This window comes from Cupriavidus numazuensis, from assembly GCF_905397435.1.
In the GTDB taxonomy this organism is placed as follows: Bacteria; Pseudomonadota; Gammaproteobacteria; order Burkholderiales; family Burkholderiaceae; genus Cupriavidus; species Cupriavidus numazuensis.
Genome location: NZ_CAJPVI010000032.1, coordinates 31686 through 58669, shown reverse-complemented (window position 1 = coordinate 58669; position 26984 = coordinate 31686). Strand labels below are relative to the sequence as shown.

The window sequence follows — 26984 nt, the reverse complement described above, 5'->3', positions numbered from 1 at the left end:
CCGCTGTGTGGCGCGCGGTCAGGGATGCCGGTTCAATGTCGATGGGCAGCCGCCTGCGGGGCCAGGCCCAGCAGGCTGTCGACCCCGTACAGCGAGGCCAGTTCGGCGAGTTGCCGTGGCACGCCGCTCAGCGCCAGCTTGCCCTGGCGGGCGGCAGCGGCACGCTGCCAGGCCAGCAGCACGGCTACGGCCGACGAATCGACCTGTTCCAGCGCTGCGCAATCGATCTGCGTTTCGCCCTGGGTCACGCGCGACAGGCCGTCACGCAGCACGGCGGCGGCGTTCTGGTTGGTCAGCGAAGTGCCAAGTGAAAGCATCGGGAAAGTCGGATCGGCGAAGCCAGTGGGTTCCGGAAACACAAGCTCCCGCACAAAGGCGGGAGCTTGCATGCGTACAGCGATTGTAGAGCAGATTGCCGCTGCGTGCTGCAATGCAGCGCCGCAAAGGCAGTGCGACGTCAGCTCTTGGCGTTGGCCAGCTGGCGGTTGCGGTCCTGCAGCGTCTTGATCACGCCGTCCACGCCCTGCTGGCCGACGATGGTGTTGAAGCTGCCCTTGTAGGCCTCGGTCAGCCACGCGCCCAGCACGTTGATGTCATAGACCTTCCAGCCCTGCGCCGTCTTCTCGAGACGGTAGTCGAGCTGGATCGGCTCGCCCTTGTTGATCACCTGCGTGCGGATGGTCGCATCGGTGTCGTCCGGCGAACCACGGTACGGCTTGTACTGCACGGTCTGGTCGCGGATCTGCGCGATCGCACCCGCGTAGGTACGGATCAGCAGCGTCTTGAACTCGTCGGTGATGACCTTCTGCTGTTCGGGCGTGGCCTTCGACCAGTTGCGCCCCATGGCGATCTGCGTGGTCTTCTGGAAGTTCGCGTTCGGCAGGATCTTCTGCTCGACCAGGGCGGAGATCTTGGCGATATTCCCGGCCTGCATGTCCTTGTCGCTCTTGACGCTGGCCATCACATCGTTGACCACGGTCTTGACCAGCGCTTCGGGGCTGGCGGCATCCTGCGCCGAGACCTGCGCATGGGCGGCGCCGGTAAAGGCAGCTACAGCGAGGAGGGGGAGCAACAGTCGCTTGATCATGGATTTTCCTTCTCAGTCAGATTCATTCGCCGCCCGGGGCAGGATCGGCTTGCGAAGCCTGCAATCCCCAAGCGTTGCGCACATTGGAACACAGTCCGTGGCGGCGAGTTGCCGGTCCCAGCGCATTGCCCGCCACTTCAAAACAAATTGTTTCAGCGCTCACAGCGCATTCACAGCCGTCTTACAGCGCATTTACAGCTTTACCCGCCCACTTCAGCGGATGCGCAGGCCGCCACCCGGAACGATGCGCTGCATCGGCGACGCAGGCGGCACCGGCAGGTTCTGGCCCTCCGGCTGGGTGGCACCTTCGGCGGGTGCAGCCGGCTGAGACGGCTGCTCGGACGACGGCTGGGAAGGCGACGAGGAAGGCTGCGCCGGCGCACCATCGCTCTCCGATTCATCGTTGTCCTGACCAGGAGGATTGCCGTCGTAGATCAGATACTCGCGCCGTTGCAGATAGGAGTCGCGCAGGAACGCATACTTGTCCAGCGCAGCCTGCTCGAGCAGGTTGGTCGCGCCAAGCAGTTGCGCGCGGCCCGCCACAATGCGCACGCCGATCATCGAGTTGCGCAGCGAAACGGGATAAAAATAGGCTGACGGATCGATCTGCCGGTCCACCAGCATGCCCGCGGTGTCACGCACTGTGCTCGGCCCGAACAGCGGCAACACGAGGTATGGTCCCGCCGGCACGCCCCAGACGCCAAGCGTCTGGCCGAAATCTTCCTTGTACTTGGGCAGGCCGCCCGGCGTGGCAATGTCGATCAAGCCGCCAATACCCAGCACGGTGTTGATCGCCACCCGCATGGTGTCCTCGGCGGCACGGCTGGGCTTGCCCTGCAGCAGGTTGTTCACCGCCGAATAGACGTCGCTGACATTCGAGAAGAAGTTGTCCACCGCGGTCTGGACAGGCGACGGAATGTAGTCCGCATAAAGCTGGGCAACAGGCCTCAGCACGCCCTTGTCGAAGTCTTCATTGATGCGCGAGACCTCGCGATTGAACGGCTCGAGCGGATCCTTCGGGTTCGCGGTCGGGCCAGTGGCGCAACCCGCCAGCCCCATCAGGGTACCAGCTGCCAACGCCAGGATAGCGTGCCTGGCCGCCAGCTTGCAGGAAGGAACGGTCATTTGCCGGCTCCGCCCAGGGCCGGCGCGCTTGCCGCGCCACCGCCGCTGCCCCCGCCGGCTCCGGCGTCGGCTGCCTTGTTGTACAGGAACTGCCCGATCAGGTTTTCCAGCACCACGGCCGACTGCGTCATGGTGATGCGCGAGCCCTGCGCCAGCATGGCGGTATCGCCACCGGCCTCCAGGCCGATGTACTGCTCGCCCAGCAGGCCCGAGGTCAGGATCTTGGCCGAGGTGTCCTTCGGAAACTGGTACTGCTTTTCCAGGTTCATGACCACGGTGGCCTGGTAGGTCTTGTCATCGAACCGGATCGCGGCCACACGCCCTACCACCACGCCGGCGCTCTTGACCGGCGCGCGCGGCTTCAGGCCGCCGATATTGTCGAAGCGGGCTTCGACTGCGTAGGTTTCCTGGAACGTGAACGCGCTCATGTTGCCAGCCTTCAGGGCCAGGAACAGCAGGGCAACGAAGCCCAGCACCACGAACAGCCCCACCCAGAAATCGAGTGCACTTTTTTTCATTGGGATCTCTTTTTACCCGTTGTCCTGTCAGTTGCCCCGGTGACGCCGCCAATCAGCTGAACATCAGCGCGGTCAGCAGGAAATCCAGCCCCAGCACGGCCAGCGACGCGATCACCACGGTACGCGTCGTGGCGCGCGACACGCCTTCCGGCGTAGGCTTGGCCTCGAAGCCCTGATACAGCGCGATGAACGTCACGGCGATGCCGAAGATAAAGCTCTTGATGACGCCGTTGAGCACGTCTGCACGCACATCCACGCCGCCCTGCATCTGCGACCAGAAAGCCCCGGCATCCACGCCGATCAACTGCACACCGACCAGATAGCCGCCGAGAATGCCGACGGCACTGAAGATCGCCGCCAGCACCGGCATGGCCACCACGCCCGCCCAGAAGCGCGGCGCAATCACGCGCTGCAGCGGGTTGACGGCCATCATTTCCATGGCGGTCAACTGTTCGCCCGCCTTCATCAGGCCGATTTCCGCGGTCAGTGACGTGCCCGCGCGTCCCGCGAACAGCAGCGCCGTCACCACCGGGCCGAGTTCGCGCACGAGCGACAGCGCGACCAGCAGGCCGAGCGCCTGTTCCGAGCCGTAGCGGTTCAGCGTGTAGTAGCCCTGCAGGCCGAGCACAAAGCCGACGAACAGGCCGGACACGGCGATGATCACGAGCGACAGGTTGCCGACAAAGAAGATCTGGTCGGTCACCAGGCGGAAGCGCCGCAGCAGCGCCGGGGACAAACCCAGCACGGTGAAGAACATGCGTGCAGCCTGGCCAAGGCCGATGACACCTTGCCGCACCGCTGAGCCGATGGAGACGAAGAAGCCTGTCATTGCACACCCCCGCCGGCAAAGTCCTCGACCAGCGACGGGCCCGGATAGTGGAAAGGCACGGGACCATCGGCCTCGGCATGCACGAACTGACGCACGAACGGATCGGTCGAGGCGCGCAGCGCTTCGGGCTCGCCCTGTGCGGCGATGCGGCCGTTGGCAATGAAATACACGTAGTCCGCGATCTGGAACGTCTCGTGCACGTCGTGCGAGACGATGATGGTGGTGGCGCCGAGCGCATCATTGAGGCTGCGGATCAGCCGCGCGGTCAGCCCCAGCGAGATCGGGTCGAGTCCGGCAAACGGCTCGTCGTACATCAGCAGCGACGGATCGAGCGCAATCGCGCGTGCGAGCGCCACCCGGCGCGCCATGCCGCCGGAGATCTGCGACGGCATCAGCTCGCGCGCGCCGCGCAGCCCCACCGCATTGAGCTTCATGAGCACGAGATCGCGGATCATCGACTCTGGCAGGTCCGTATGCTCGCGCAGCGGAAAGGCCACGTTATCGAACACCGACAGGTCCGTGAACAGCGCGCCGAACTGGAACAGCATGCCCATCTGGCGCCGCACAGCGTACAGCCCCGTCGTATCGAGCGTGTGGATATCGGCACCGCCGAAGGTGACCGTACCGGCTTGCGGCCGCACCTGACCGCCGATCAGGCGCAGCACGGTAGTCTTGCCACAGCCCGAGCCGCCCATCACCGCGATCACCTTGCCACGCGGAAATTGCATGGTCAGGCCGGTCAGGATCGGCTTGGCATCTGGCGAGTAGGCAAAATCTACCGCGTTGAGTTCGACGAGATTATGGGCAGGATCAGTCACGTTGGCAGCAGTCCGGGCAGTCGCGCATTATAAGGGCTACTACCTAGGACTGCAGGCGGCCCGTGTGGCCGCCGCCACATCCGCCGGCGAAGGGTTGTGTCGGGGCTATGGCTCGCCCTGCGCGGCATCACGCAGGATCACCTGCCACTGGATCGACTCCGAGCGGATTGCGGTCGCAAAAGCCTCCGGAGAATCGCGTAGCGGGGTCAGGCCGGCTGCCATCAGGCGTGCGCGGACTTCGCGCTCGGCCATCACCTCGTCGAGCTCCCCCGCCAGCCGCGCAACGATGGCGCGCGGCGTCTTGGCCGGCGCCATCACGCCAAACCACGCCGCGGCGGCGTAGCCCTCCAGACCAGATTCCTGCAGCGTCGGCACCAGCGGCGCCAGCGGCGAGCGCGACACGCCGGTCACGCCGATCATGCGCAGCGAGCCGTTGCGCACATGGCTTTGCACAGCGGCATAGGAACAGAAGCACGCGCTGATACGCCCGGCGAGCATTTCCTGCACAACGGCGCCCTCGCCTTTGGCCGTGACCAGCGGCACCCCGTTGCGGACACCGCGCACGGCGAACTCGGCATAGAGGTGTGACGGGCTTCCCGGCTGGCCATACCCGTAGCTGTAGGAACCGGGGTTCGACTTGACCGCGACCGCCCATTGTTCTGGCGTACGCATGGGGAGCCGGCCGTCGATGACGAGGAACAACGGCGTCGTGGCCACGCGCGCCACCGGCGTGAAGTCCCGCACGACATCGTATGGCACGGGCTCCAGTCCCGGCTGGATCAGCATATTGGCCTGGTGGAACAGCAGCGTGTGGCCGTCCGAGCTGGCCTTCGCCACGACATCGCCGGCCGTGGTACCGGCCGCGCCGGGTCGGTTGTCCACGTCGACGGGCACACCGAGGCGTGCGGACAGCCGTTCGGCCAGCAAGCGGGCAACGGCGTCGGCGACGCCGCCTGCCGGAAACGGAACGATCAGGCGCATCGGACGCGCCGGAAACGAGATGGCCCGCGCCGTGGCAAGCGGCGCCGAGGCAACGGCTGGCGATACCGCCTGCGCAGCAAAAGGTGCCCCTGCCGCAATAAACGCGGCCAACACCCCAAACCACATCACTACAGCATCCCGGATGGCAGCAGGAAGCGTCAACTTCGCTTTACCTCGCCAAAGCCGCGACAATGTGCGCACTTCGGACATCAATTTTCTCCGGCGTGTCCCGCTTAGCAGGACCGCAGCTAGGTCGACGGAAAAATGGATTCGAGGCAGTTTCCGTTTTTGTTTTTTGAAAATTGTACGAACAACCCAAAGGGGGGCACAGGCACGTAAACCATAGCGCGGGAGAACCCTGAAGCCCTTGTGTGCCAAGGGAATCCCGGCGCTGGGAGGCAGTTGCGCAACCAGTTGCAAGGTCTTCTACAATGTCGAATGTCTGAATTTTTGCTGCGGCGCATGACGGCCGCTGACTTGCCCGGCGTGCTCCGCGTTCAAGCGGAGTGCTATCGCAGTGATCTTCTTGAAGGCACGGAGGCCTTCGCCAGCCGGCTCGCGCTATCGCCGGCCACGTGCTGGGTCGCCACGTCCTGGGATGATCGAGCGGCGCTGGCCGCGTACTTGTTCACGCATCCCTGGCCGCAAGGCAGCCTGCCGCCGCTCAACGGCTTACTGCCGCAATCCGCGCACGATGGCACCGATACGGCGACGCTCACCTGGTTTGTCCATGACATGGCTGTGGCGCCAGCCGGACGCGGTGGCGGGCTGGCGATGCGGCTCTACGAAGCTGCGCTGCAGTCCGCGCTCGATGGCGGTCTGCGGCACTCCCGGTTGATTGCCGTGCAATCGGCGGCGCCGTGGTGGCGCAGGGTTGGGTACGTGCCAGTGGTTGCGCACCCGGGCTCCGCATATGCGGAAAAGCTGGCCGATTATGGGCCGGGTGCGATGATGATGGAGCGTGTGCTCGTTGCCTGAGCGCGTCATCGAGGCAAAAAAACGCCGGGATTCACCCGGCGTCTTTCCTGAACGAGCTTTCCAGCTGATCAGCGCGGCAGTTCCGTATGTCCCATCAGGAACGCGTCAACCGAACGCGCAGCCTGGCGGCCTTCCCGAATCGCCCACACCACCAGCGACTGGCCACGGCGCACGTCGCCAGCGGCGAACACCTTCGGCACATTGGTGTGGTACGCACGCTCGCCTTCCGTGGCAGCCTTGGCGTTCTTGCGCGCATCGGTGTCAACACCGAATGCGTCCAGCATCGAACCCACCGGGTTGGTAAAGCCCATTGCCAGCAGCACGAGGTCGGCCGGCAGGATGAACTCGCTGCCCGGCACTTCCTGCATCTTGCCGTCCTTCCACTCGACGCGGCAGGCCTTCAGCGCGGTGACCTTGCCGTTTTCGCCGATGAATTCCTTGGTGGCGACGGACCAGTCGCGGTCGCAACCCTCTTCGTGCGACGAAGAGGTGCGCAGCTTGATCGGCCAGTACGGCCACACCAGCGGCTTGTCCTCTTCTTCCGGCGGCTGCGGCAGCAGTTCAAACTGGTTCACCGAGGTCGCGCCATGGCGGTTCGAGGTGCCGACGCAGTCGGAACCCGTATCGCCACCACCGATCACGATCACGTTCTTGCCTTCGGCACGGATGTCGTTCTCGCCATCGCCGGCCACTTCCTTGTTCTGCGGAATCAGGAATTCCAGCGCGAAGTGGATGCCGTCCAGGTCACGGCCCGGCACCGGCAGGTCGCGCGGGACTTCCGAACCGCCGGCCAGCACGACCGCGTCGAACTGGTCCATCAGGTCCTTGGCGGAGATGGTTTCACGTGCGTAGTTCTTGATGCCAGCCGGCAGCGCGCCTTCGGTCACCATCACGCCCGCGCGGAAGGTCACGCCTTCGGCCTGCATCTGCTCGATGCGGCGGTCGATCAGCGTCTTCTCCATCTTGAAGTCGGGGATGCCATAGCGCAGCAGGCCGCCGATGCGATCGTTCTTTTCGAACACGGTCACGTCATGGCCGGCGCGTGCCAGTTGCTGCGCAGCAGCCATGCCAGCGGGGCCCGAGCCGACCACGGCGACGGTCTTGCCGGTCTTGTGCTTCGGCGGCTGCGGTGCGACCCAACCTTCTTCCCAGGCCTTGTCGATGATCGCGTGCTCGATCGACTTGATGCCGACCGGCAGTTCGTTGATGCCGAGCGTGCAGGCAGCCTCGCACGGTGCCGGGCAGATGCGGCCCGTGAACTCGGGGAAGTTGTTGGTCTGGTGCAGCACCTCGATCGCCGACTTCCAGTCCTGGCGGTACACCAGGTCGTTGAAGTCGGGGATGATGTTGTTGACCGGGCAGCCGTTGTTGCAGAACGGGATGCCGCAGTCCATGCAGCGCGCACCCTGGATCTTCGCCTCGCTGTCGGACAGCGCGAACACGAATTCCTTGTAGTGCTTCACGCGCTTGACTACCGCTTCGTAGCCTTCGTTCTGGCGCGGAAATTCGAGAAAGCCAGTCGCCTTACCCATGTTGCGTCCTTGATCTTGCTGGGCAAGACCGGCGTGGCCGGCCTTGCTGTGAGGTCAGTATCTTGTCGGGATCGCCGCCGGTGTTGCCGTGGCGGCGCTCCCTGTCTCGTGGTGCCGCGGATCAGGCAGCGATGGCTTCGCGGTCGCTGTCGCGGGCAGCCTGTTCCTTGGCGTACATTTCGCCCAGCGCGCGCTTGTACTCGGTCGGGAAGACCTTGACGAACTTGCGGCGTGCCGTGGTCCAGTCAGCCAGCAGCGCCTTGGCGCGCTCGGAGCCGGTGTAGCGGAAGTGCTGCTCGATCAGGTTGCGCAGCACGACTTCGTCGAGCTGGCGCTTGCCGTTGACCTTGTGCCACGAAGCCGGGCTCTGGCCCTTCTCCTGGTCGGCCGAGGCCAGCACGGCTTCGAGTGCGACCATCGAGGTGTTGCAGCGCTTGTCGAACAGGCCATCCTCGTCGTAGACGTAGGCCACGCCGCCCGACATGCCGGCCGCGAAGTTACGGCCGGTGCCGCCCAGCACCACCACGGTACCGCCGGTCATGTACTCGCAACCGTGGTCGCCGGTGCCTTCCACCACGGCCACCGCGCCCGAGTTACGCACCGCGAAGCGCTCGCCGGCCACGCCGTTGAAGAACGCCTCACCGGCAATGGCACCGTACAGCACGGTGTTGCCGACGATGATGTTGCGGGTCGGATCGCCGCGGAACTCGTGCGGGGCACGCACGATCACGCGGCCGCCCGACAGGCCCTTGCCGACGTAGTCGTTGCCGTCGCCGACGAGGTCCAGCGTGACGCCGTGCGCCAGGAACGCACCGAACGACTGGCCGGCCGTGCCTTGCAGCTGGATGTGGATGGTGTCATCCGGCAGACCTTCATGGCCGTACTGCTTGGCCACCACGCCCGACAGCATCGCGCCCACGGTACGGTTCACGTTCTTGACCGGCTGGATGAACGACACGCGTTCGCCCTTCTCGATCGCCGGACGGGCCTTCGCGATCAGCACATGGTCCAGCGCCTTGCCGGCCTCGACGGACAGGCCGTGGTCCTGCACGTCGGTGTGGAACAGCGGCGTGTCCGCCGGTAGCGACACCTGGTGGAAGATGCGGCTGAAATCCAGGCCACGCGCCTTCCAGTGCTCGATGCCAGCCTTCGTGTCGAGCAGGTCGGCGCGGCCGATCAGTTCGTCGAAGGTGCGGATGCCCAGCTGGGCCATGATCTCGCGGGCTTCTTCTGCGACGAAGAAGAAGAAGTTCACCACGTGTTCCGGCTTGCCCTGGAACTTCTTGCGCAGCTGCGGATCCTGCGTGGCCACACCCACCGGGCAGGTGTTCAGGTGGCACTTGCGCATCATGATGCAGCCCTCGGCGACCAGCGGTGCCGTGGCAAAGCCGAACTCGTCGGCGCCCAGCAGCGCGCCGATCACGACGTCGCGGCCGGTCTTCATCTGGCCGTCAGCCTGCACGCGGATGCGGTTGCGCAGGCCGTTGAGCAGCAGCGTCTGCTGCGTCTCGGCCAGGCCCAGTTCCCACGGCGAGCCGGCGTGCTTGATCGACGACCACGGCGAAGCGCCCGTGCCGCCGTCATGGCCAGCGATCACGACGTGGTCGGCCTTGGCCTTCGACACACCGGCGGCCACCGTGCCGACGCCCACTTCGGACACCAGCTTGACCGAGATATCCGACGACGGGTTGACGTTCTTCAGGTCGTGGATGAGCTGTGCCAGATCCTCGATCGAGTAGATGTCGTGGTGCGGGGGCGGCGAGATCAGGCCGACGCCCGGCACCGAGTAACGCAGCTTGCCGATGTAGTCCGACACCTTGTGGCCCGGCAGCTGGCCGCCTTCACCCGGCTTGGCGCCCTGCGCCATCTTGATCTGGATCTGGTCGGCGGACGCCAGGTACTCGGCGGTCACGCCGAAACGGCCCGATGCCACCTGCTTGATCTTCGAGCGCAGCGAGTCGCCATCCTTGAGCGGCAGGTCGGCCTCGATCACATCGCCCAGCAGGCTCTTCAGGCTGTCGCCCTGCTTGATGGGGATGCCGCGCAGTTCGTTGCGGTAACGCTTCTCGTCCTCGCCGCCTTCGCCGGTGTTCGACTTGCCGCCGATGCGGTTCATCGCCACAGCCAGCGTGGCATGGGCTTCGGTCGAGATCGAGCCGAGCGACATCGCGCCCGTCGCGAAGCGACGCACGATTTCCTTGGCGGACTCGACTTCTTCCAGCGGAATCGCCTTGGCCGGATCGACCTTGAACTCGAACAGACCGCGCAGCGTCATGTGGCGCTTGCTCTGGTCGTTGATGATGTTCGCGTATTCCTTGTACGTCTGGTACGAACCCTTGGCGTCCTCGGCACGCACCGAATGCTGCAGCTTGGCGATCGAGTCCGGGGTCCACATATGCTCTTCGCCGCGGATACGGTACGCGTATTCGCCGCCGGTATCGAGCATGTTGTCCAGCACCGGGCTGTTGCCGAACGCGTCCGTGTGCAGGCGCAGCGCTTCCTCGGCCACCTCGAAGATGCCGATGCCCTCGACATTCGACGGCGTGCCGTGGAAGTACTTCTGGACCAGTTCGCGCGACAGGCCGATCGCTTCGAAGATCTGCGCGCCGGTGTACGACATGTACGTGGAGATGCCCATCTTGGACATCACCTTGAACAGGCCCTTGCCGATCGCCTTGACGAAGTTCTTGACCGCCTTCTCGGGCGACAGGTCGCCCGACAGGCCAGCGGCCATGTCGGCCAGCGTTTCCATCGCCAGGTACGGGTGCACGGCTTCCGCGCCGTAGCCGGCCAGCAGCGCGAAGTGGTGCACTTCACGCGCGGTGCCGGTTTCGACCACCAGGCCGGTCGACGTGCGCAGGCCCTTCTCCACCAGGTGGTGGTGAATCGCGGACGTGGCCAGCAGCGCCGGGATCGCGACCTGGTCGGCATCGACGCGGCGGTCGGTCACGATCAGGATGTTGTAGCCCGAGCGCACCGCGTCCACGGCTTCGGCGCACAGCGAGGCCAGGCGTGCTTCGATGCCTTCCTTGCCCCACGCGGTCGGATAGCAGATGTTCAGTTCGTACGAACGGAACTTGCCGCCGGTGTAGTGCTCGATGTTGCGGATCTTGGCGATGTCCTTGAAGTCCAGCACAGGCTGGGACACTTCGAGGCGCATCGGCGGGTTGATGTTGTTCAGCTCGAGCAGGTTCGGCTTCGGGCCGATGAACGACACCAGCGACATCACCATGTTCTCGCGGATCGGGTCGATCGGTGGGTTGGTGACCTGGGCGAACAGCTGGCGGAAGTAGTGGTACAGCGTCTTGTTCTTCGACGACAGCACGGCCAGCGGCGAGTCATTGCCCATCGAGCCGGTGGCTTCCTCGCCCGACAGTGCCATCGGCGCCATCAGGAACTTGACGTCTTCCTGCGTGTAGCCGAACGATTGCTGGCGGTCCAGCAGCTTGGCAACGGGCTTCTTCTCGGCGGCGACGTCTTCCGGCTTGGCGTCGATCTCGTCCAGCTTGATGCGGACGGCGTCGATCCAGCTCTTGTACGGCTTGGCGTTGGCCAGGTTGTCCTTGAGTTCCTTGTCGTCGATGATGCGGCCCTGCTCCATGTCGATCAGGAACATCTTGCCCGGCTGCAGGCGCCACTTTTCAACGATGCGCGACTCGGGGAACGGCAGCACGCCGGCTTCCGAGGCCAGCACGACGATGTCGTCCTCGGTCACGTAGAAGCGGGCCGGACGCAGGCCGTTGCGGTCCAGCGTCGCGCCGATCTGGCGGCCGTCGGTGAAGCAGATCGCGGCCGGGCCGTCCCACGGTTCCATCATGGCAGCGTGGTACTCGTAGAAGGCACGACGGTTGTCGTCCATCAGCGTGTGCTGTTCCCAGGCTTCCGGGATCATCATCATCATCGCGTGGACGAGCGGATAGCCGGCCATCGTCAGCAGTTCGAGGCAGTTGTCGAACGATGCCGTATCGGATTGGCCCGGGTAGATCAGCGGCCACAGCTTCGGCAGGTCGTCGCCGAGCACCGGCGACGAGATCGCGCCGGTACGCGCGTTGATCCAGTTGACGTTGCCCTTGACCGTGTTGATTTCGCCGTTGTGGGCGACCATGCGGTACGGGTGGGCCAGTTCCCAGGCCGGGAAGGTGTTGGTCGAGAAGCGCTGGTGCACCAGGGCCAGGGCCGACACGGCGCGCTGGTCCTGCAGGTCCAGGTAGTACTCGCCGACCTGGTTGGCCAGCAGCAGGCCCTTGTACACCACGGTACGGGCCGACATCGACGGCACGAAGTATTCCTTGCCGTGCTTCAGCTTGAGCGCCTGGATGGCGTGGCTGGCGGTCTTGCGGATCACGTAGAGCTTACGTTCCAGCGCGTCCGTGGTCATGATGTCGCGGCCGCGACCGATGAAGATCTGGCGGATCACCGGCTCGGTCTTGCGGACCGTCGGCGACATCGGCATGTTGCAGTCCACCGGCACGTCGCGCCAGCCCAGCACGACCTGGCCTTCCAGGCGAACGGTGCGCTCGAGCTCCTGCTCGCAAGCCAGGCGCGAGGCGTGTTCCTTCGGCAGGAAGATCATGCCTACGCCGTATTCGCCGGCGGGCGGCAGGCTCACGCCCTGCGCGGCCATTTCTTCGCGGTAGAACTGATCCGGGATCTGGATCAGGATGCCGGCGCCATCGCCCATCAGCGCGTCCGCGCCGACCGCACCCCGGTGGTCCAGGTTTTCGAGGATTTTCAGGCCCTGGCTGACGATCTCGTGGGTCTTCTTGCCCTTGATATGCGCGACCATGCCGACGCCGCAGGCATCGTGCTCGTTGGTCGGGTCATACAGGCCTTGCGCTTGCGGGCGCAGGGCGATGTCAGTGGAAGTTGCGCTGGTCTGCGCCTGGGCCAGTTCCTGGGCCGGATGGTTTTGCGATTGGTCCACGGGCTGAATTCCGGTGAAGGCTGCGCGGAATGCCGGGTAAACCGAACGGGACCGTACTGCTGCCTGCGCGCGCCGGGCACAAATTCGCACCGGCTGGTCCGGTTTGGACCGGCTCATCATTTGCTGACAGGGAAGCTACGGGGGACCGAAGCGGCGTACACGAGCGTGACGCGCCGCACAATGACTGTGGGTGGAGCAACTATATGAGAATCCCACAAAGCCTGCAAAGTTTTTAAATGGGGTCAGAACACATTTAAATTCGCACCGTTTTGAAGACGAACTTAAATGGGGACACATTAAATTGCGGCGTATTGGTGCATCCTCCACATCTCATATGTCATATGGGACGGCTACGCCACCGATTCGTCGGGTTCGGTTGCCTCCGCGCCTGCTTCGCGCTTCGGGCGGCCCTTCGGCAGCGGCTGCACACGCCTGGTCGCCTGCCGCTCGAGCTGCGAAAGAAAGCCATCGCCGCCAAGCGGCCATCCGCTGTGGGCATGCTTGCGCAAGGTCGCCATCGTGCGGCCTGACAGGCCTTCATTGCTTAGCGTGCGATAGTTGGACTGACGCTCGAATGGTGTATTGCCCAGTTCCCAGTAAGCAGAGTGATCACTTACCAGTGCGCTGGCCTCGATACCGACATGGTGTCGGTAGCTGCTCCACCGGTCAGCCTCGGGTGTCGCGACTTCGCCGGCGCGCATGGCGTTGCCCTCGGCATACAGCATGGCCGGCAGCATCCATTCGGTCGGATCGAACACCGCGGAACGGAAGCGCCCTTCCCACAGCGTGCCCGTGCGGTTTGCCGTACGGTTGAAGTAGCGCGCATAGCGGCGCCCGACGGCCTGCATGGTCAGGCTCAGCGAATCGGCCCCGCGCGGCGTGGCGACCAGATGGATATGGTTGGGCCGCAAGCCATAGGCATGGATGGCGAGGTCGTGCTCGCGCGCGGCCATGCGCAGGCTGTCGAGGTAGTGCAGGTAGTCGTCTGGACCCAGGAAAACGGGTTGCCGGTTGTTGCCGCGTTGCAACACAAGGGCCGGCAGGCCGGCCGGGGAGAAACGGGGAAGTCGTGCCATCGAAGCGCCGCAGGGATCAGGACCGGGGTTGCCCCAGATGATAGCCTGATCCGTCCCCAATTTCTTGCGGACACCTTCCGGTGCCCGCCGATGGACGCCGCCGATCAGTTGCCTTCGCTGACCGCGAATATCCGCCGATGCTCGCGAATCGCGTACCGGTCCGTCATGCCGGCGATGTAGTTGGCAATCAGCCGCGACTGGTCTCCGCCATGCGCAGCCTGGTACTGCGGCGGCAGCAAACGGGAATCCGACATGAACGCCCCGAACAGGTCCGAGACGATGCGCTGGGCCTTGGACGACATGCGCATCACCAGGTAGTGCCGGTACAGGTGCCGGAACAGGAAGCGCTTGAGCGCAGCCGCCTCTTCGTGAATCTGCGGGCTGAACCCGATCAGCGGCCCGGCCGCGCGCACGGCATCGATCGAGCGCGGATTCGCCGCGGCGATATTGCGGCTGGTAGTCTCGATCAGGTCGACGATCAGCGTATTGATCATGCGCCGGACGGTTTCATTGATCGCGCGCCGGCCATTGATGCCGGGGAAGGCGTCTGCCACCTCGGCACGATGGCGGCCCCACATGGGCACCTCGTCGAGCTGCTCGAGCGTCAGCAGCCCCGAACGCAGGCCATCGTCGATATCGTGGTTGTTGTAGGCGATCTCGTCGGCCAGGTTGGCCAGCTGGGCTTCCAGCGACGGCTGCGTGCCTTCCAGGAAGCGCCGGCCGAGTTCGCCGAGCGCGGCGGCATTGACGCGCGAACAGTGCTTCAGGATCCCTTCCCGCGTCTCGAAGGTCAGGTTCAGGCCATTGAAGCCGCCATAGCGCTCTTCGAGCTCGTCGACGACCAGCAGGCTCTGCAGGTTGTGCTCGAAGCCGCCGTGGTTCTTCATGCAGGCATTGAGCGCATCCTGGCCGGCGTGGCCGAACGGGGTGTGGCCGAGGTCGTGCGCGAGCGAGATCGCCTCGACGAGATCCTCGTTCAGGCGCAGGTTGCGCGCGATCGATCGGGCGATCTGCGCGACTTCCAGGCTGTGCGTGAGGCGGGTGCGGAACAGGTCGCCTTCATGGTTGACGAAGACCTGGGTCTTGTACTCCAGCCGCCGGAAGGCCGTACTGTGGATGACGCGGTCGCGGTCGCGCTGGAATTCCGTGCGCGACGACGACGCGGACTCGGCGTGGACGCGCCCGCGTGTCTGCGCGGAGCGGGCGGCGTAGGGAGCGAGATGGCTTTCAAGGTCGGTCATGCGGCAATCCGTGGGCTGGGTCAGGGTTGCGAGGCATAACCGATCGTTTACGCGACCGTGGCCTCGGTGGGAGGTTTAAGGACTGCCTGCGCCAGTGTCGCGCGCAGATCGGCATCGGGAACCGTAGTGATGAACGCCTCGCCAAGCTTCTTCAGCAGGATGAACTTGACGCTGCCGGCTTCGGCCTTCTTGTCCACCTTCATCAGTTCGATATAGCGGTCGGTGCCCAGTTCCGGCGCGACGATGGGCAACATCGCCGCCTGCGTCAGTTGGCGGATGCGCGCACGCGTCTCGGTGTCGATGAAGCCGAGCCGGTGCGACAGATCCGCCGCCATCACCATGCCGCAGCCCACCGCTTCGCCATGCAGCCATTCTCCGTAGCCCATGCCGGCTTCAATGGCATGACCGAAGGTATGGCCGAAGTTCAGGATCGCACGCAATCCGCCTTCGCGCTCGTCCTGAGCCACGACACCGGCCTTGATCTCGCACGAGCGCTGTACGGCCAGCGCCATCAGGTCCGGGTCGCAATTATTCAGCGCGGCGATATTGCGTTCGATCCACGCGAAGTACTCGGCGTCGGCGATCGCGCCGTGCTTGATGACCTCAGCCATGCCCGCGGCCAGCTCGCGCGCGGGCAGCGTGCGCAGCGTGTCGATGTCGGCGATCACCGCGTTGGGCTGGTGGAACGCGCCGATCATGTTCTTGCCAAGCGGGTGGTTGATGCCGGTCTTGCCGCCGACCGACGAATCGACCTGCGACAGCAGCGTGGTCGGCACCTGCACGAACGGCACGCCACGCATGTAGCACGCGGCTGCAAACCCCGTCATGTCACCCACCACGCCGCCGCCCAGCGCGACCAGCGTGGTCTTGCGGTCAGCACCAGCCGACAGCAGCGCGTCGAAGATCAGGTTCAGCGTTTCCCACTGCTTGAAGGCTTCGCCGTCCGGCAGCGTGACCACGCGCACGGTCTTGCCCAGTTCCTTCAGGCTCGTTTCGACGCGGGCCGCGTAGAGCGGGCCGACGGTTTCATTGGTGACGATGACGGCGTGCTGGCCGCGCACATGCGGGCGCAGCAGTTCGGCGTTGCCGAGCAGGCCGGTACCGATATGGATGGGATAGCTGCGCTCTCCCAGGTCGACTTGTAGCGTAATCATGAATGCGTATCGTTGGCCGGCTGGTCCGACGCGGCGGCGGCGGTGTCGATGCGGAAACCGGCCATTTCCAGCTGCATCAGCACCATATTAGCAAGCTGTGCCACCGAGGGCTTGCCGGTCTCGATGATGAAATCGGCCACCTCGCGGTAGAGCGGGTCGCGCGCGGCGTAAAGCGCTTCCAGCTTGCCCTTCGGATCCTCGGTCTGCAGCAGCGGACGGTTGCGGTCGTGGCGGGTTCGCAGCCACAGGTCGTGCGGGCTGGCACGCAGGTAGACCACGGTGCCACGCGACTTGAGCAGTTCGCGGTTCTCGGGCCGCAGCACCGCGCCGCCGCCAGTGGCAAGCACAATGCCGCTGCGGCCGGTAAGTTCGCTGATCATCGCAGCCTCGCGGTCGCGAAAGCCTTCCTCGCCCTCGTGCTCGAAGATCACCGGTATGCGCACGCCGCAGTGCGCTTCCAGCTCATGGTCGGAATCGAAAAACGGATAGTGCAGGCGCCGCGCGACCGTCCGGCCCACGGTGGTCTTGCCGGCGCCCATCAGGCCGACGAAGAAGAGGTTGGGACGGCCGGTCTCCATGGCCGTCGGCAAGGCTGTCACTGGATAGTCGCTCGGGAACGCGGATTCCGGTCCGCCCTCCCCCGTTGGAAACTGCATCATCTTCTTATGTTGGGCCGCAACCAGCAAGTGGCGGATGCGGCATGACCGCGCCGACGGGCCGCCACGGGCAAAAAAAAGGCCGCATCGGTCGATGCGGCCTTGCAGTCTACTGCATCCGGGGCTCCGGGCGCCAATTGCGCCGCATCCGGGCCGCCGGGCGCGTCATTTCAGCGTAACGCTCTCGTTCAGGACCCGCGGTGTCAGGAACACCAGCAATTCGGTGCGGTTGCGCACCTTGGCGTTGTTCTTGAACAGATAGCCAAGCACCGGGATATCGCCCAGAAATGGCACCTTGTCCACATCCGTGCTTTCGGTCTGCGTGTAGATGCCGCCGATCACCACCGTGCCGCCGTTGTCCACCAGCACCTGGGTCTGCACGTGCTTGGTATCGATGGCGAAGCCCGAAGTCGTCTGGATGCCGACGCTGTCCTTGTTCACATCCACGTCGAGCAGCACATTGCCTTCCGGCGTGATCTGCGGCGTCACCTCGAGCTTCAGGTTGGCCTTGCGGAACTGCACCGAGGTCGCACCGCTGGACGTGGCCGCCTGGTAAGGCAGTTCCGTACCCTGCTCGATCAGCGCCTTGATGTTGTTGGCGGTGACCACGCGAGGGCTGGAGATGATCTTGCCCTTGCCGTCCGCTTCCAGCGCCGAGAGTTCGAGCGCCAGGAACCGGGTGGCCGCGCTGTTGAAGATGCTGACCGCGATGTTCGCCGGGTTGGTGCCGTTGATCGCACCGGCGGGCAGGCTCAGGAACGGGCCGTTGTCCGACGTCGCGCCGGGCAGCACGTTGCTGTAGGTGTTGCCGACTCTGGCGTTGTTGTACTGGCCCGCAAAGCCGAGCTTGACGCCGAGGTTACGGCTGAACGTATCGGTCGCCTCGACGATGCGCGCCTCGATGATTACCTGGCGCACCGGGATGTCGATCTTGTTCAGGAACCCCTGCACCTCTTCCAGCTTGCTGGCGATGTCCGACACGAACAGCTGGTTGGTGCGAGCGTCTGCCGTCAGCGAACCGCGCTTGGACAGCATGCGCGAAGCCATGCCCGCTGCGCCGCCGACGCCGACGGCCGGGACCGCCGCACCTGCCGCACCACCCGTGGTGACGCCCAGCAGCATCTTGCGCACGTCCTCGGCGCGCTGGTAGTTCAGCTGGAACACCTGGCTGCGGATCGGCTCGAGTTCATTGATCTGCTGCTGCGCCTCCAGCTCGAGCTTCTCCTTGGTGGCCAGCTCGGCCTTGGGCGCGACCCACAGCACATTGCCGTTGCGCCGCGAAGCGAGACCCTTGGCATCCATCACGATCTGCAGCGCCTGGTCCCACGGCACGTCCTTGAGACGCAGCGTGATATTGCCCTGCACGGTGTCGCTCGTGATGATGTTCAGGTTCGTGAAATCGGCAAACACCTGCAGCAGCGAGCGGATGTCGATGTTCTGGAAGTTGAGCGACAGGCGCTCGCCACGATAACCGGGGCCGCTGATCAGCTTGGCCGGGTCTTCCTTGATCGGCCGCACTTCCACCACGAACTGGGTGTCGGTCTGGTAGGAGCTGTACTCCCAGTTGCCGCGCGGCTCGATGGTCAGGCGGGTATTGCCGCTGGCGTCCGTGGCGCGCATGCCCTGCACCGGCGTGCCGAAGTCACTCACGTCAAAGCGGCGGCGCAGGTTCTCGGGCAGCGAGGTGCCCAGGAAATCGACCACCACGTTCTGGCCTTGCTGCGCGATATTGATGCCCGAATCACGCGAGGACAGGTCCACCACCACGCGTCCCGCGCCATCCGTGCCGCGCCGGAAGTCGATATTGCGCACGGACGCACGTGCCGCAGCGACCGCGGTCGGTGCGGCAGGCGCAGCAAAGGTCGGCGCGGCCGTCTTGGCAGCAGGCGCGACGTTGTCGAGCAGCACCACGAACTGATTGCCGCGGACCTCGGTCCGGTAAGTCGCCGTGCGCGTCAGGTCGAGCACCACGCGGGTGCGGTCACCGATCTGCATGACGTTCGCGCCGCGCAGCAGCTTGCCGGCGTAGTCATACTGCGCGCGGCCGGCGGCAAACCCGGTATCGAAGAAATCGATCGCGATGCGCGCCGGATTCTGCGTGGTGAAGTCCGCCGGTTTCTGCGCCGGCGGGGACTGCAGGTCGATGGTGAACAGGGTCTGCTCGCCCACCACGTTGGCGTCGACCGACTTCACCTGGTTGCCCTGCGCCAGCGCCGCGGGAGCGGCCAGCACAAGTGCCATCGTCATTGCGCCTGCAAGCGTTCGGTACCAGCGACCCAGGGTCATGCCGACACCTCCAGCTTCAGGCTGGTCATTTTCTCTTTCCACTCGGATACCCCTTCCCGGACCAATTCGCGCAACACGATCTCCTGATCAGTGATGCGGACCACCCGGCCGTAACTCTGGCCGAGATACTGACCCACCTTGACGTGGTGGATCTTGTTATCAACACGTACGATGCCGAAGGTCTCGCCGTTCTTCTTCATCATGCCGAGCATCTTGAAGTTTTCGAGCGGATAGTCTTCCAGCGGCTCGCGGCGCCGCCCGGCTTCGGGCGACTCCGCCAGCATCTTGTTGAGTTCGCCGATCTTGGTCTGCGCGAACGGCTCGGGCGCGCTGCGCCCCGCGTATTCGCGCGGCACATAGGGCTTGGGTTCGGGCAACGGCGCGGGCGGCTGGGCCTTGGCGTTGCGCGTGGCATCCATCCACTGGCGCAGCGCCTGTTCGTCGCTGGAACCGCACGCGCCCAGCAGTCCGGCGGACAGCGCTGCGGCAAGCAGGCCCAGGCAACGCATGGGAAGGCTCACGGGGCGGCTCATTTGGCACCTCCGGCGGGCTTGGCGGCGTTGGCGGCAGCCTTGCGTTGCGCGGCCTGCTCGTCCGGGTCCAGGGTGCGGTAGGCCATCGCCACCGCTTCCATGGTCAGCGCGCCTTCCTTGGTATTGGCGAGCTGCAGGTTCTGCATCGACACGATCCGGGACAACGCGGCGACATCGGCGTTGAACTGCGCAACGTCGTGGTAGCGGCCGGTCACCTTCAGGTTCACCGGGATCTCGGCAAAGTAAGGCTTTAGCACTGCAGCCTGCGGCTTGAACAGTTCAAACTGCAGGCCGCGCGCCACGCCTGCGTGGTTGACGTCGGCGAGCAGCGCATCCATCTCGGTCTTGTTCGGGAGCTGGCGCTCGAGCTGGGCCACCCTTAGCTCGACCTGCTTCTTTTGTTCGCGCAGCGCTTCCAGGTTGGCCACCTGGGCGACCTTGGACTGGTAGGCCTGCTTGAGGGTGTCCTGCTCCGCGCGCTGGCGGTCGAGTTCCTCGGTCTTGCCGCTCCAGTAGAACTGCCAGCCGAGCAGCAGCACCACAGCCGCCGCGATGAGGGCGAACACGACGCGCGGCGCCGTGGGCCACGTCTCGGGCTCGTTCATATTGAGCCCGCGGAACTGGCCTGTCAGGTCCGCCAGGTTGATTTCGGTATTGAGCGCCATGGTCAGGCCTTTCCGTTAGCGGCCGGTGCCTGCGCCGCGCTTGCCGCACCGTTCTTCTTGTCGGCAGGCGTTTCGGGAGCGCGGTAGGCGAAGCGCATCGAGAAATCGAACAAACGGCGTTGTTCACGCAGGTTGTTGGTCATCGTCACGGCCTTGGACTCGACCAGTTCGGCCTTGTCGAGCCACGGCACCGCGCCGACATTGCGCAACAGCTCGGAAATGCGCTCGTTGGACTGCGCCACGCCGGCGATCGTAAAGGACTCGCCGGTCTGCTTGAGGCTGGTCAGATAGACGCCCTCCGGTACCTGGCGTACCAGCTCATCGAGCAGCTGCACCGGCCGGTTGCGTTCGGTCTGCAGGCTTTCCACGGCCTGCTGGCGTTGCAGCAGGGCCTCGATGTCCTTCTTGAGTGTGTTGACCTCACGGATCTGGCCGTCCAGGCGCGCGTTTTCAGCAGTCAGCACCTGGTTCAGTCCCACCACGGATTCGATCTCGTGATCGATATAAAGCCCGCCCAGCAGCACCACCACCGCGCCAGCCGCCGCCGCGCCGCCAAGGATCGCGTAGACGCGCTTGCGTCGGGCGGCCTTGCGGGCTTCGTGGTAGGGCAGGAGGTTGACCGACGGGAGCGTGTTCGTTGACATTCGGATTCCCCCGGGGTGCGTTATTGCAGGCCGCGCAATGCCAGTCCGGCGCTGACGATATACGCCGGCAGGTCACGCTGCAGATACCGCTCGTTGACCTTGCCGTTGGTGACCATATTGGCGAACGGGTTCGCCAGCGTGGTGGTGATCTGGGTCTGCTGCTGGATCGCCGCCTGCACGCCGAGCAGCGACGCATGCCCGCCCGACAGCAGGATTTCGTCGACGCGACCCAGGCTGGAACTGGCAATGAAATTGCCGACCGCGGCCTGCACTTCCATGGCCAGCGCTTCGAGCGACGGCTTGAGCAACTGGGTACGCCAGGCTTCAGGCAGCGTGTTCTTGCGCTTCTTGATCTCGGCCTTGAGCGCGTCGAGCGTGAACATGCGCGCCGCGCTCTGCGTGAGCTGGTCGCCATAGCTGTTCAGCGGCTGCTCGTACAGCTCTTTCCAGCCCTGATAGAAGATGGCCTTGGAACGGCTGCCGCCCAGGTGCACGACCGCCACTACGGGCAGCGCGCGCGCGTCGGCTTCCGACATCTCGCGCGGCACACCGAGCATCTGCACGATGGTGCGCTGCACCGCGTATTCCTCGACGTCCATGACCTGCGGGCGCAGGCCGGCCATCTCGGCAGCGGTCACGCGTTCCTGCACGCGATCGCTGTTGGCCGCGGTGACGCGCACGCCGATGCCGCCCTCGGTTTCGCTCGGGCCGATCACGGCGAAGTCGAAATTGACCGTCTGCGACGGCGGATAAAGCCGGTGCGCTTCGGATTCGACCTGAGAATAGAGTTCGTCTTCGGACAGGTTGTCCGGCAAGCTGACGGTCTGTGACTCCGTCAGCATCGACGGCACGCCCAGCACCACGTCCTTCGAACGGATGCCGGCCTTGCCGAGCGCGCGCTTGAGCGCGATGCCCACAGCCTCGATATTGATGACGTTGCCATCGGCAACGGCATTGCGGTCCAGCAATTCGCTGGCACATTTTTCCAGCCGGTAGTCCTGTTTGCTGCCCCCCACGGACAGCTCGACTACCTTGACACTGGACGACCCGATATCTACGCCGACCGTAGTCCGGCGCAGAAGCCCCGACAAAATGCCCCGTCGCAAGGTGACCCCCTGACATTTGAACTCGCCCCTGGCTTGACTGCTCTAATCGGGCGAGCCCTGTTTCTTGGATGAAACGTTTTGCTCTTTTATGTTGGTCGATTCTCACAAAAACCGGCAGTGCTGGCAATGTGCCGGTTTGACCACGCATTTATTTTTCCGGCGACGTTGCCAAAACCCCACGGTCGTCGGGTTCCCTTCCGGGCCCTTTTTCTGCAAGCCCATCCGCCCAAGCCGCCGCGGCCCCGACATTACATCTTGTAACAGCGCGGTAGCGTCGGGGGCGCCACTGCACGGGGAGTTGCCGCTATACCGGAAGATATAATCCCCCGCACTCCTGACTAGGTTTTCCCTTATGGCCACAGCACAACCAAAGCCGTCCCTCCCAGCCCGCCGCTCGCTCTGGGCGCGCATCACGTTCTGGGTGGTCGGGCTGATCGTCGCCGGCATCGTGGCGGTCGCGCTGCTGCTCGGCTACGCGCTGCTCGTGGCCGCGCCGAACCTGCCGTCGCTGGACACCATCACGGACTATCGTCCCAAGATCCCGCTGCGCATCTTCACTGCGGACAATGTCCTGATCGGCGAATTCGGCGAGGAGCGCCGCAACTTCGTGCCGATCGCGGAGATTCCCGACGTCATGAAGAAGGCGGTGCTGGCGATCGAAGACGACCGCTTTTACGAGCACGGCGGCGTCGACTTCGTCGGCGTGATGCGCGCGGGCCTGGCGAACCTGCGCGGCGGGCTGTCGCAGGGCGCGTCCACGATCACCATGCAGGTCGCGCGCAACTTCTTCCTGTCCAGCGAGAAGACCTACACGCGCAAGATCTACGAAATGATGCTCGCGTACAAGATCGAGGCGAACCTGAGCAAGGATCAGATCCTCGAGCTGTACATGAACCAGATCTACCTGGGCCAGCGCGCCTACGGCTTCGACAGCGCCGCGCGCGTCTACTTCGGCAAGTCCGTGCGCGACGTGACGCCGGCCGAAGCGGCCATGCTGGCCGGCCTGCCCAAGGCGCCGTCGGCGTACAACCCCGTGGTGAACCCGCGCCGTGCCAAGGTCCGCCAGGAGTACATCCTGCAGCGCATGCGCGACCTGCGCTACATCACGCCGGAACAATACGATGCCGCCATTCGCGAAGCCCCGAAGGTGCGCAGCGAAGGCAACGAATTTTCGACGCATGCCGAGTACGTCGCGGAAATCGTGCGCCAGTTGATGTACGCGCAGTACCGCGAGGAAACCTACACGCGTGGCCTGACGGTCTACACCACGCTGACCAAGCCCGACCAGGACGCCGCCTATGAGGCCGTGCGCTCGGGCATCATGAATTACGAGCGCAAGCACGGCTACCGCGGCCCGGAAGCGTTCATCGACCTGCCGTCCGATCAGGCCGAACGCGAGCAGGCCATCGACGACGCGCTCGTCGAACACCCCGGCAGCGACGATCTGCGCTCGGCCGTGGTGACCAGTGTGTCGCCGCGCCAGGTGAAGGCCACGCTGCTGTCGGGCGAAGTAGCCACCATCGAAGGCCCGGCACTGCGTTTCATCGCGCCGTCGCTGTCGGCGAACGCCCAGCCCAAGACCAAGATCCGCCCCGGTGCCATCATCCGCGTGACGCAGGACGAAAAGGACCAGTGGTTGGTCACGCAGCTTCCGGAAGTATCGGCGGCCTTTGTCTCGATCAACCCGCAGGACGGCGAGATCCGCTCGATGGTCGGCGGCTTCGACTTCAACCGCAACAAGTTCAACCACGTGACACAAGCCTGGCGCCAGCCCGGTTCCAGCTTCAAGCCGTTCATCTATTCGGCCGCGCTGGAAAAGGGCTTCTCGCCGGCAACCGTGATCAATGACGCACCGCTGACGATCGGCCCGGACACCGGCGGCCAGGTGTGGGAGCCCAAGAACTACGACGGCAAGTTCGAAGGCCCGATGACCATGCGCCGCGCGCTGGCCAAGTCGAAGAACCTGGTCTCGGTGCGCATCCTGCGGGCAATCGGCACGCAGTACGCGCAGGACTACATCACCCGCTTCGGTTTCGAGGCCGAGAAGCACCCGGCCTACCTGCCGATGGCCCTGGGCGCGGGCAGCGTCACGCCGCTGCAGATGGCGGGCGCCTACTCGGTGTTCGCCAACGGCGGCTACCGCATCAACCCGTACCTGATCCAGAAGGTCGTCGATGCGCGCGGCAAGGTGCTGTCCGAAACCCAGCCGCAGCGCGCCGGCAGCGACGCCGTGCGCGTGCTCGACGCACGCACGGCCTTCATCGCCGACACCATGCTGCGCGATGTGGTGCGCATGGGTACGGCCAACCCCGCCAAGCAGCGCCTGGGCCGCAACGACCTGGCCGGCAAGACCGGTACCACGAACGACGCCGTCGATGCCTGGTTCGCCGGTTACACGCCCAACCTGGTAGCGATTGCGTGGATGGGCTACGACCAGCCCAAGAGCCTGGGCGTGCGCGAGACCGGCGGCGGCCTGGCGCTGCCGATCTGGGTCGGCTACATGGGCAAGATGCTCAAGGGCGTGCCGGAAAGCCCTGAGCGGCCGGCACCGGAAGGCGTGGTCATGGCCGGCGGCGACTGGACCTTCGAGGAGAATGCCAGCGGCGCCGGCGTGGCGTCGGTCGGCCTGGGCGACCCGTGGCCGGGCAAGCCCGAGGAAAGCACGCGTCCGCCAGCCGACGTGGAAGCGGAGAAGAAGAAGATCCTGGAAATGTTCGGCGGCGGCTGAACGTCACGAACCGCATGCGCGAAAAAGCCGGCCACCTGGGCCGGCTTTTTCATTGGTCAGCGCCAGATGGGCGTTGATCAGCCCAGCTTGAGCGCCGCTTCCGCCTGCTGGCTCACATAGGCCGACAGTGCGGCATACAGCTCATCGCCGCTGCGCGTATCGATCCAGCGCTCGCCGTCGTGGCGGAAGTGGAAACCACCCGAGCGCGCCGCCACCCACAGCTCCTGCATCGGCGCCTGGCTGTTGATGATGATCTTCGAGCCGTTCTCGAACTCCAGCTCCATCACGTTGCCGGTGCGGCTGATTTCGATGTCGGCGTCGGCCGCGTCGGCGGCGGCTTCCACCGCCGCTTCGATGCGGTCCAGCTCCTGGCCGGCCAGGGCCAGGAACTCGCTTTCATTCAAGGGGGGCATGCTAAACTCCAAGACCGCCGGCGCCAGTGCTTTGTCCGCCTTGCTGCTCCGCGTGGAGCACCGCATGAAGCACATGCAGCGGCCGGCTTTTATTGTTGAGGATTCCCGGATTCCGGCCGTGCCCTGGAACTCTGGCGGCGGCCGCGTACGACACGCCGGCTGCCGGTCCGACAGCTTTCCCAACCGTATTCAAGGACGACCCGATGCTCCGTCGTGTTGCGATTGTATCGGCGTTTGCCGCCGGCCTTGCGATGCCCCTGCTGGGCGGATGCGGCATTCGCGGACCGCTGACCATGCCCAGGGTTCCGGCAGAGCCGACCGCGCCGTCCGTGCCCGATCCGGGCCTTGGCCATCCTGACGCCACGCTGCCCGCGTCGGCAGCGCCCACCACGCCGCCGGCCTCTTCCGACGCCCCCACCACCCGATAACCATGACCGCATTTTTCCATCGCCAGGACGGCGCCCTGATGGCCGAACAGGTGCCGCTGGCGCAGATCGCCGCCGAATTCGGCACGCCGACCTACGTGTACTCGCGCGCGGCGCTGACCGCCGCCTACCAGGGCTACGCCGCCGCCTGCAAGGGCCGCAAGGCTCAGGTGCAGTACGCCATGAAGGCCAACTCGAACCTGGCGGTGCTGCAGGTCTTCGCCAAACTGGGCGCGGGCTTCGACATCGTCTCCGGTGGCGAACTCAAGCGCGTGCTGGCCGCCGGTGGCGATCCGCGCAAGGTGGTGTTTTCCGGCGTCGGCAAGAACGCGGCGGAAATGGAACTCGCGCTCGCGCATGACGTGCGCTGCTTCAACGTGGAATCGATTCCCGAGCTGGACCGCCTCAATGCCGTGGCCGGCCAGATCGGCAAGCGCGCACGGGTGTCGCTGCGCATCAACCCGGACGTCGATGCCAAGACCCATCCGTACATCTCGACGGGCCTGAAGGGCAACAAGTTCGGCATCGCGTTCGAGGACGTGCTGCCCACGTACCGCGCAGCAGCGGCACTGCCGAATATCGAAGTCACCGGCATCGACTGCCACATCGGTTCCCAGATCACCGAAGTGGCGCCGTACCTGGAAGCGCTCGACAAGGTCCTCGACGTGGTGGAAGCGCTGGAACGCGAAGGCATCGTGCTCGAGCACATCGATGTCGGTGGCGGCCTGGGCATCACCTACACCGACGAGACGCCGCCGGATATCACGGGCTTTGCCACCACGCTGCTCGACCGTGTGGCGGCACGCGGCCACGCGCATCGCGAAGTGTTGTTCGAACCGGGCCGCTCGCTGGTCGGCAATGCCGGCGTGCTGCTGACGCAGGTGGAGTTCCTCAAGCCCGGCGCTGCGAAGAACTTCTGCATCGTCGATGCCGCCATGAACGACCTGGCGCGTCCGGCCATGTACGAGGCCTACCACCGCATCGAGCCGGTCAAGGCGAACGGCGGATCGCCGGTCACCTACGACATCGTCGGTCCGGTGTGCGAATCGGGCGACTGGCTCGGCCGCGACCGTTCGCTGGCCGTGCAGCCCGGCGACCTGCTGGCGGTGATGTCGGCCGGCGCCTACGGCTTCGTGATGAGCTCCAACTACAACACGCGCCCGCGCGCCGCCGAAGTCATGGTCGACGGAGGCAAGGTCCACCTCGTGCGCGAGCGTGAACTGGTCGAAGACCTGTTCCGCGACGAACGCCTGTTGCAGGACTGA

The 26984-nt window shown here is 65.0% G+C and carries 23 protein-coding genes; 4 read left to right on the top strand and 19 right to left on the bottom strand.

What is annotated here, in order from left to right:
- Window positions 1-32: 32 nt before the first annotated feature.
- The 7 genes from KHO41_RS23865 to KHO41_RS23835 all read right to left on the bottom strand — a co-directional run bounded on the left by KHO41_RS23865 (window position 33) and on the right by KHO41_RS23835 (window position 5568).
- Window positions 33-317, bottom strand: a complete 285-nt coding sequence (locus KHO41_RS23865; protein WP_211955779.1) for an STAS domain-containing protein — start codon at window positions 315-317, stop codon at window positions 33-35.
- Window positions 318-457: 140 nt separating this feature from the next.
- A complete protein-coding gene (locus tag KHO41_RS23860) occupies window positions 458-1087 on the bottom strand; it encodes an MlaC/ttg2D family ABC transporter substrate-binding protein (RefSeq protein ID WP_211955737.1) in 630 nt (209 codons plus the stop codon).
- A gap of 213 nt (window positions 1088-1300) precedes the next feature.
- Window positions 1301-2212, bottom strand: coding sequence for an MlaA family lipoprotein (locus KHO41_RS23855; RefSeq protein ID WP_211955736.1), 912 nt, complete (start codon window positions 2210-2212; stop codon window positions 1301-1303).
- Window positions 2209-2730, bottom strand: coding sequence for an outer membrane lipid asymmetry maintenance protein MlaD (gene mlaD / locus KHO41_RS23850; RefSeq protein ID WP_211955735.1), 522 nt, complete (start codon window positions 2728-2730; stop codon window positions 2209-2211). Before mlaD ends, KHO41_RS23855 begins: the two co-directional genes overlap by 4 nt.
- Window positions 2731-2782: 52 nt before the next feature.
- Window positions 2783-3559, bottom strand: coding sequence for a lipid asymmetry maintenance ABC transporter permease subunit MlaE (gene mlaE, locus KHO41_RS23845; protein WP_211955734.1), 777 nt, complete (start codon window positions 3557-3559; stop codon window positions 2783-2785).
- A complete protein-coding gene (locus KHO41_RS23840) occupies window positions 3556-4377 on the bottom strand; it encodes an ABC transporter ATP-binding protein (protein WP_211955733.1) in 822 nt (273 codons plus the stop codon). Before KHO41_RS23840 ends, mlaE begins: the two co-directional genes overlap by 4 nt.
- A 105-nt stretch (window positions 4378-4482) precedes the next feature.
- Entirely contained in the window at window positions 4483-5568 is a 1086-nt protein-coding gene (locus KHO41_RS23835; RefSeq protein WP_211955732.1) for a Bug family tripartite tricarboxylate transporter substrate binding protein, read from the bottom strand.
- A 228-nt stretch (window positions 5569-5796) separates the two neighbouring features.
- Here KHO41_RS23835 and KHO41_RS23830 point away from each other — a divergent pair, with 228 nt between their 5' ends.
- Complete coding sequence (locus tag KHO41_RS23830; protein ID WP_211955731.1) at window positions 5797-6336, top strand: GNAT family N-acetyltransferase; 540 nt, start codon at window positions 5797-5799, stop codon at window positions 6334-6336.
- 68 nt (window positions 6337-6404) lie between these two features.
- On the opposite strand, the gene KHO41_RS23825 is transcribed toward KHO41_RS23830, so the two are convergent.
- From KHO41_RS23825 to pilM, 11 genes are all read right to left on the bottom strand, one after another.
- Window positions 6405-7868, bottom strand: coding sequence for a glutamate synthase subunit beta (locus KHO41_RS23825; RefSeq protein WP_211955730.1), 1464 nt, complete (start codon window positions 7866-7868; stop codon window positions 6405-6407).
- A gap of 121 nt (window positions 7869-7989) precedes the next feature.
- On the bottom strand, window positions 7990-12792 hold the full coding sequence (locus tag KHO41_RS23820; protein WP_211955729.1) for a glutamate synthase-related protein: 4803 nt from the start codon (window positions 12790-12792) through the stop codon (window positions 7990-7992).
- A 350-nt stretch (window positions 12793-13142) separates the two neighbouring features.
- On the bottom strand, window positions 13143-13868 hold the full coding sequence (locus KHO41_RS23815; RefSeq protein WP_211955728.1) for a transposase: 726 nt from the start codon (window positions 13866-13868) through the stop codon (window positions 13143-13145).
- 104 nt (window positions 13869-13972) lie between these two features.
- Window positions 13973-15109, bottom strand: a complete 1137-nt coding sequence (locus tag KHO41_RS23810; RefSeq protein ID WP_211955727.1) for a deoxyguanosinetriphosphate triphosphohydrolase — start codon at window positions 15107-15109, stop codon at window positions 13973-13975.
- Window positions 15110-15156: 47 nt separating this feature from the next.
- Window positions 15157-16263, bottom strand: coding sequence for a 3-dehydroquinate synthase (aroB, locus tag KHO41_RS23805; RefSeq protein WP_211955726.1), 1107 nt, complete (start codon window positions 16261-16263; stop codon window positions 15157-15159).
- Complete coding sequence (locus KHO41_RS23800) at window positions 16260-16841, bottom strand: shikimate kinase (RefSeq protein ID WP_211955778.1); 582 nt, start codon at window positions 16839-16841, stop codon at window positions 16260-16262. Before KHO41_RS23800 ends, aroB begins: the two co-directional genes overlap by 4 nt.
- Before the next feature lie 243 nt (window positions 16842-17084).
- Complete coding sequence (pilQ, locus tag KHO41_RS23795) at window positions 17085-19205, bottom strand: type IV pilus secretin PilQ (RefSeq protein WP_211955725.1); 2121 nt, start codon at window positions 19203-19205, stop codon at window positions 17085-17087.
- Window positions 19202-19738 carry a pilus assembly protein PilP gene (locus tag KHO41_RS23790; RefSeq protein WP_211955724.1) on the bottom strand — a complete coding sequence of 179 codons (537 nt, stop codon included), beginning with the start codon at window positions 19736-19738 and terminating at the stop codon, window positions 19202-19204. The genes pilQ and KHO41_RS23790 overlap by 4 nt, the downstream gene beginning before the upstream one ends.
- Window positions 19735-20403 (bottom strand): type IV pilus inner membrane component PilO, encoded by a 669-nt coding sequence (pilO, locus tag KHO41_RS23785; RefSeq protein WP_211955723.1) that lies wholly within the window; start codon window positions 20401-20403, stop codon window positions 19735-19737. Before pilO ends, KHO41_RS23790 begins: the two co-directional genes overlap by 4 nt.
- 2 nt (window positions 20404-20405) lie before the next feature.
- Complete coding sequence (locus KHO41_RS23780; protein ID WP_211955722.1) at window positions 20406-21047, bottom strand: PilN domain-containing protein; 642 nt, start codon at window positions 21045-21047, stop codon at window positions 20406-20408.
- A gap of 20 nt (window positions 21048-21067) precedes the next feature.
- Window positions 21068-22138: a type IV pilus assembly protein PilM gene (gene pilM, locus KHO41_RS23775; protein ID WP_041679726.1), complete on the bottom strand. Its 1071-nt coding sequence runs from the start codon at window positions 22136-22138 to the stop codon at window positions 21068-21070.
- A 367-nt stretch (window positions 22139-22505) separates the two neighbouring features.
- Between pilM and KHO41_RS23770 the strand changes: the two genes are divergently transcribed.
- Complete coding sequence (locus KHO41_RS23770) at window positions 22506-24881, top strand: penicillin-binding protein 1A (protein ID WP_211955721.1); 2376 nt, start codon at window positions 22506-22508, stop codon at window positions 24879-24881.
- A gap of 77 nt (window positions 24882-24958) precedes the next feature.
- Here the strand turns inward: KHO41_RS23770 and cyaY are convergent, their stop codons facing one another.
- Window positions 24959-25294: an iron donor protein CyaY gene (gene cyaY / locus KHO41_RS23765; protein WP_211955720.1), complete on the bottom strand. Its 336-nt coding sequence runs from the start codon at window positions 25292-25294 to the stop codon at window positions 24959-24961.
- Window positions 25295-25497: 203 nt separating this feature from the next.
- Here cyaY and KHO41_RS23760 point away from each other — a divergent pair, with 203 nt between their 5' ends.
- Entirely contained in the window at window positions 25498-25722 is a 225-nt protein-coding gene (locus KHO41_RS23760) for a hypothetical protein (RefSeq protein WP_211955719.1), read from the top strand.
- A 2-nt stretch (window positions 25723-25724) separates the two neighbouring features.
- Complete coding sequence (gene lysA, locus KHO41_RS23755; protein WP_211955718.1) at window positions 25725-26984, top strand: diaminopimelate decarboxylase; 1260 nt, start codon at window positions 25725-25727, stop codon at window positions 26982-26984.

What these genes read in the sequence shown, in the direction of transcription:
- KHO41_RS23865 (WP_211955779.1), bottom strand. Translation starts at nt 317, where the DNA reads ATGCTTTCACTTGGCACTTCGCTGACCAACCAGAACGCCGCCGCCGTG.
- KHO41_RS23860 (WP_211955737.1), bottom strand. Translation starts at nt 1,087, where the DNA reads ATGATCAAGCGACTGTTGCTCCCCCTCCTCGCTGTAGCTGCCTTTACC.
- KHO41_RS23855 (WP_211955736.1), bottom strand. Translation starts at nt 2,212, where the DNA reads ATGACCGTTCCTTCCTGCAAGCTGGCGGCCAGGCACGCTATCCTGGCG.
- mlaD (WP_211955735.1), bottom strand. Translation starts at nt 2,730, where the DNA reads ATGAAAAAAAGTGCACTCGATTTCTGGGTGGGGCTGTTCGTGGTGCTG.
- mlaE (WP_211955734.1), bottom strand. Translation starts at nt 3,559, where the DNA reads ATGACAGGCTTCTTCGTCTCCATCGGCTCAGCGGTGCGGCAAGGTGTC.
- KHO41_RS23835 (WP_211955732.1), bottom strand. Translation starts at nt 5,568, where the DNA reads ATGTCCGAAGTGCGCACATTGTCGCGGCTTTGGCGAGGTAAAGCGAAG.
- KHO41_RS23830 (WP_211955731.1), top strand. Translation starts at nt 5,797, where the DNA reads ATGTCTGAATTTTTGCTGCGGCGCATGACGGCCGCTGACTTGCCCGGC.
- KHO41_RS23825 (WP_211955730.1), bottom strand. Translation starts at nt 7,868, where the DNA reads ATGGGTAAGGCGACTGGCTTTCTCGAATTTCCGCGCCAGAACGAAGGC.
- KHO41_RS23815 (WP_211955728.1), bottom strand. Translation starts at nt 13,868, where the DNA reads ATGGCACGACTTCCCCGTTTCTCCCCGGCCGGCCTGCCGGCCCTTGTG.
- KHO41_RS23810 (WP_211955727.1), bottom strand. Translation starts at nt 15,109, where the DNA reads ATGACCGACCTTGAAAGCCATCTCGCTCCCTACGCCGCCCGCTCCGCG.
- aroB (WP_211955726.1), bottom strand. Translation starts at nt 16,263, where the DNA reads ATGATTACGCTACAAGTCGACCTGGGAGAGCGCAGCTATCCCATCCAT.
- KHO41_RS23800 (WP_211955778.1), bottom strand. Translation starts at nt 16,841, where the DNA reads ATGGAGACCGGCCGTCCCAACCTCTTCTTCGTCGGCCTGATGGGCGCC.
- pilQ (WP_211955725.1), bottom strand. Translation starts at nt 19,205, where the DNA reads ATGACCCTGGGTCGCTGGTACCGAACGCTTGCAGGCGCAATGACGATG.
- KHO41_RS23790 (WP_211955724.1), bottom strand. Translation starts at nt 19,738, where the DNA reads ATGAGCCGCCCCGTGAGCCTTCCCATGCGTTGCCTGGGCCTGCTTGCC.
- pilO (WP_211955723.1), bottom strand. Translation starts at nt 20,403, where the DNA reads ATGGCGCTCAATACCGAAATCAACCTGGCGGACCTGACAGGCCAGTTC.
- KHO41_RS23780 (WP_211955722.1), bottom strand. Translation starts at nt 21,047, where the DNA reads ATGTCAACGAACACGCTCCCGTCGGTCAACCTCCTGCCCTACCACGAA.
- KHO41_RS23770 (WP_211955721.1), top strand. Translation starts at nt 22,506, where the DNA reads ATGGCCACAGCACAACCAAAGCCGTCCCTCCCAGCCCGCCGCTCGCTC.
- cyaY (WP_211955720.1), bottom strand. Translation starts at nt 25,294, where the DNA reads ATGCCCCCCTTGAATGAAAGCGAGTTCCTGGCCCTGGCCGGCCAGGAG.
- KHO41_RS23760 (WP_211955719.1), top strand. Translation starts at nt 25,498, where the DNA reads ATGCTCCGTCGTGTTGCGATTGTATCGGCGTTTGCCGCCGGCCTTGCG.
- lysA (WP_211955718.1), top strand. Translation starts at nt 25,725, where the DNA reads ATGACCGCATTTTTCCATCGCCAGGACGGCGCCCTGATGGCCGAACAG.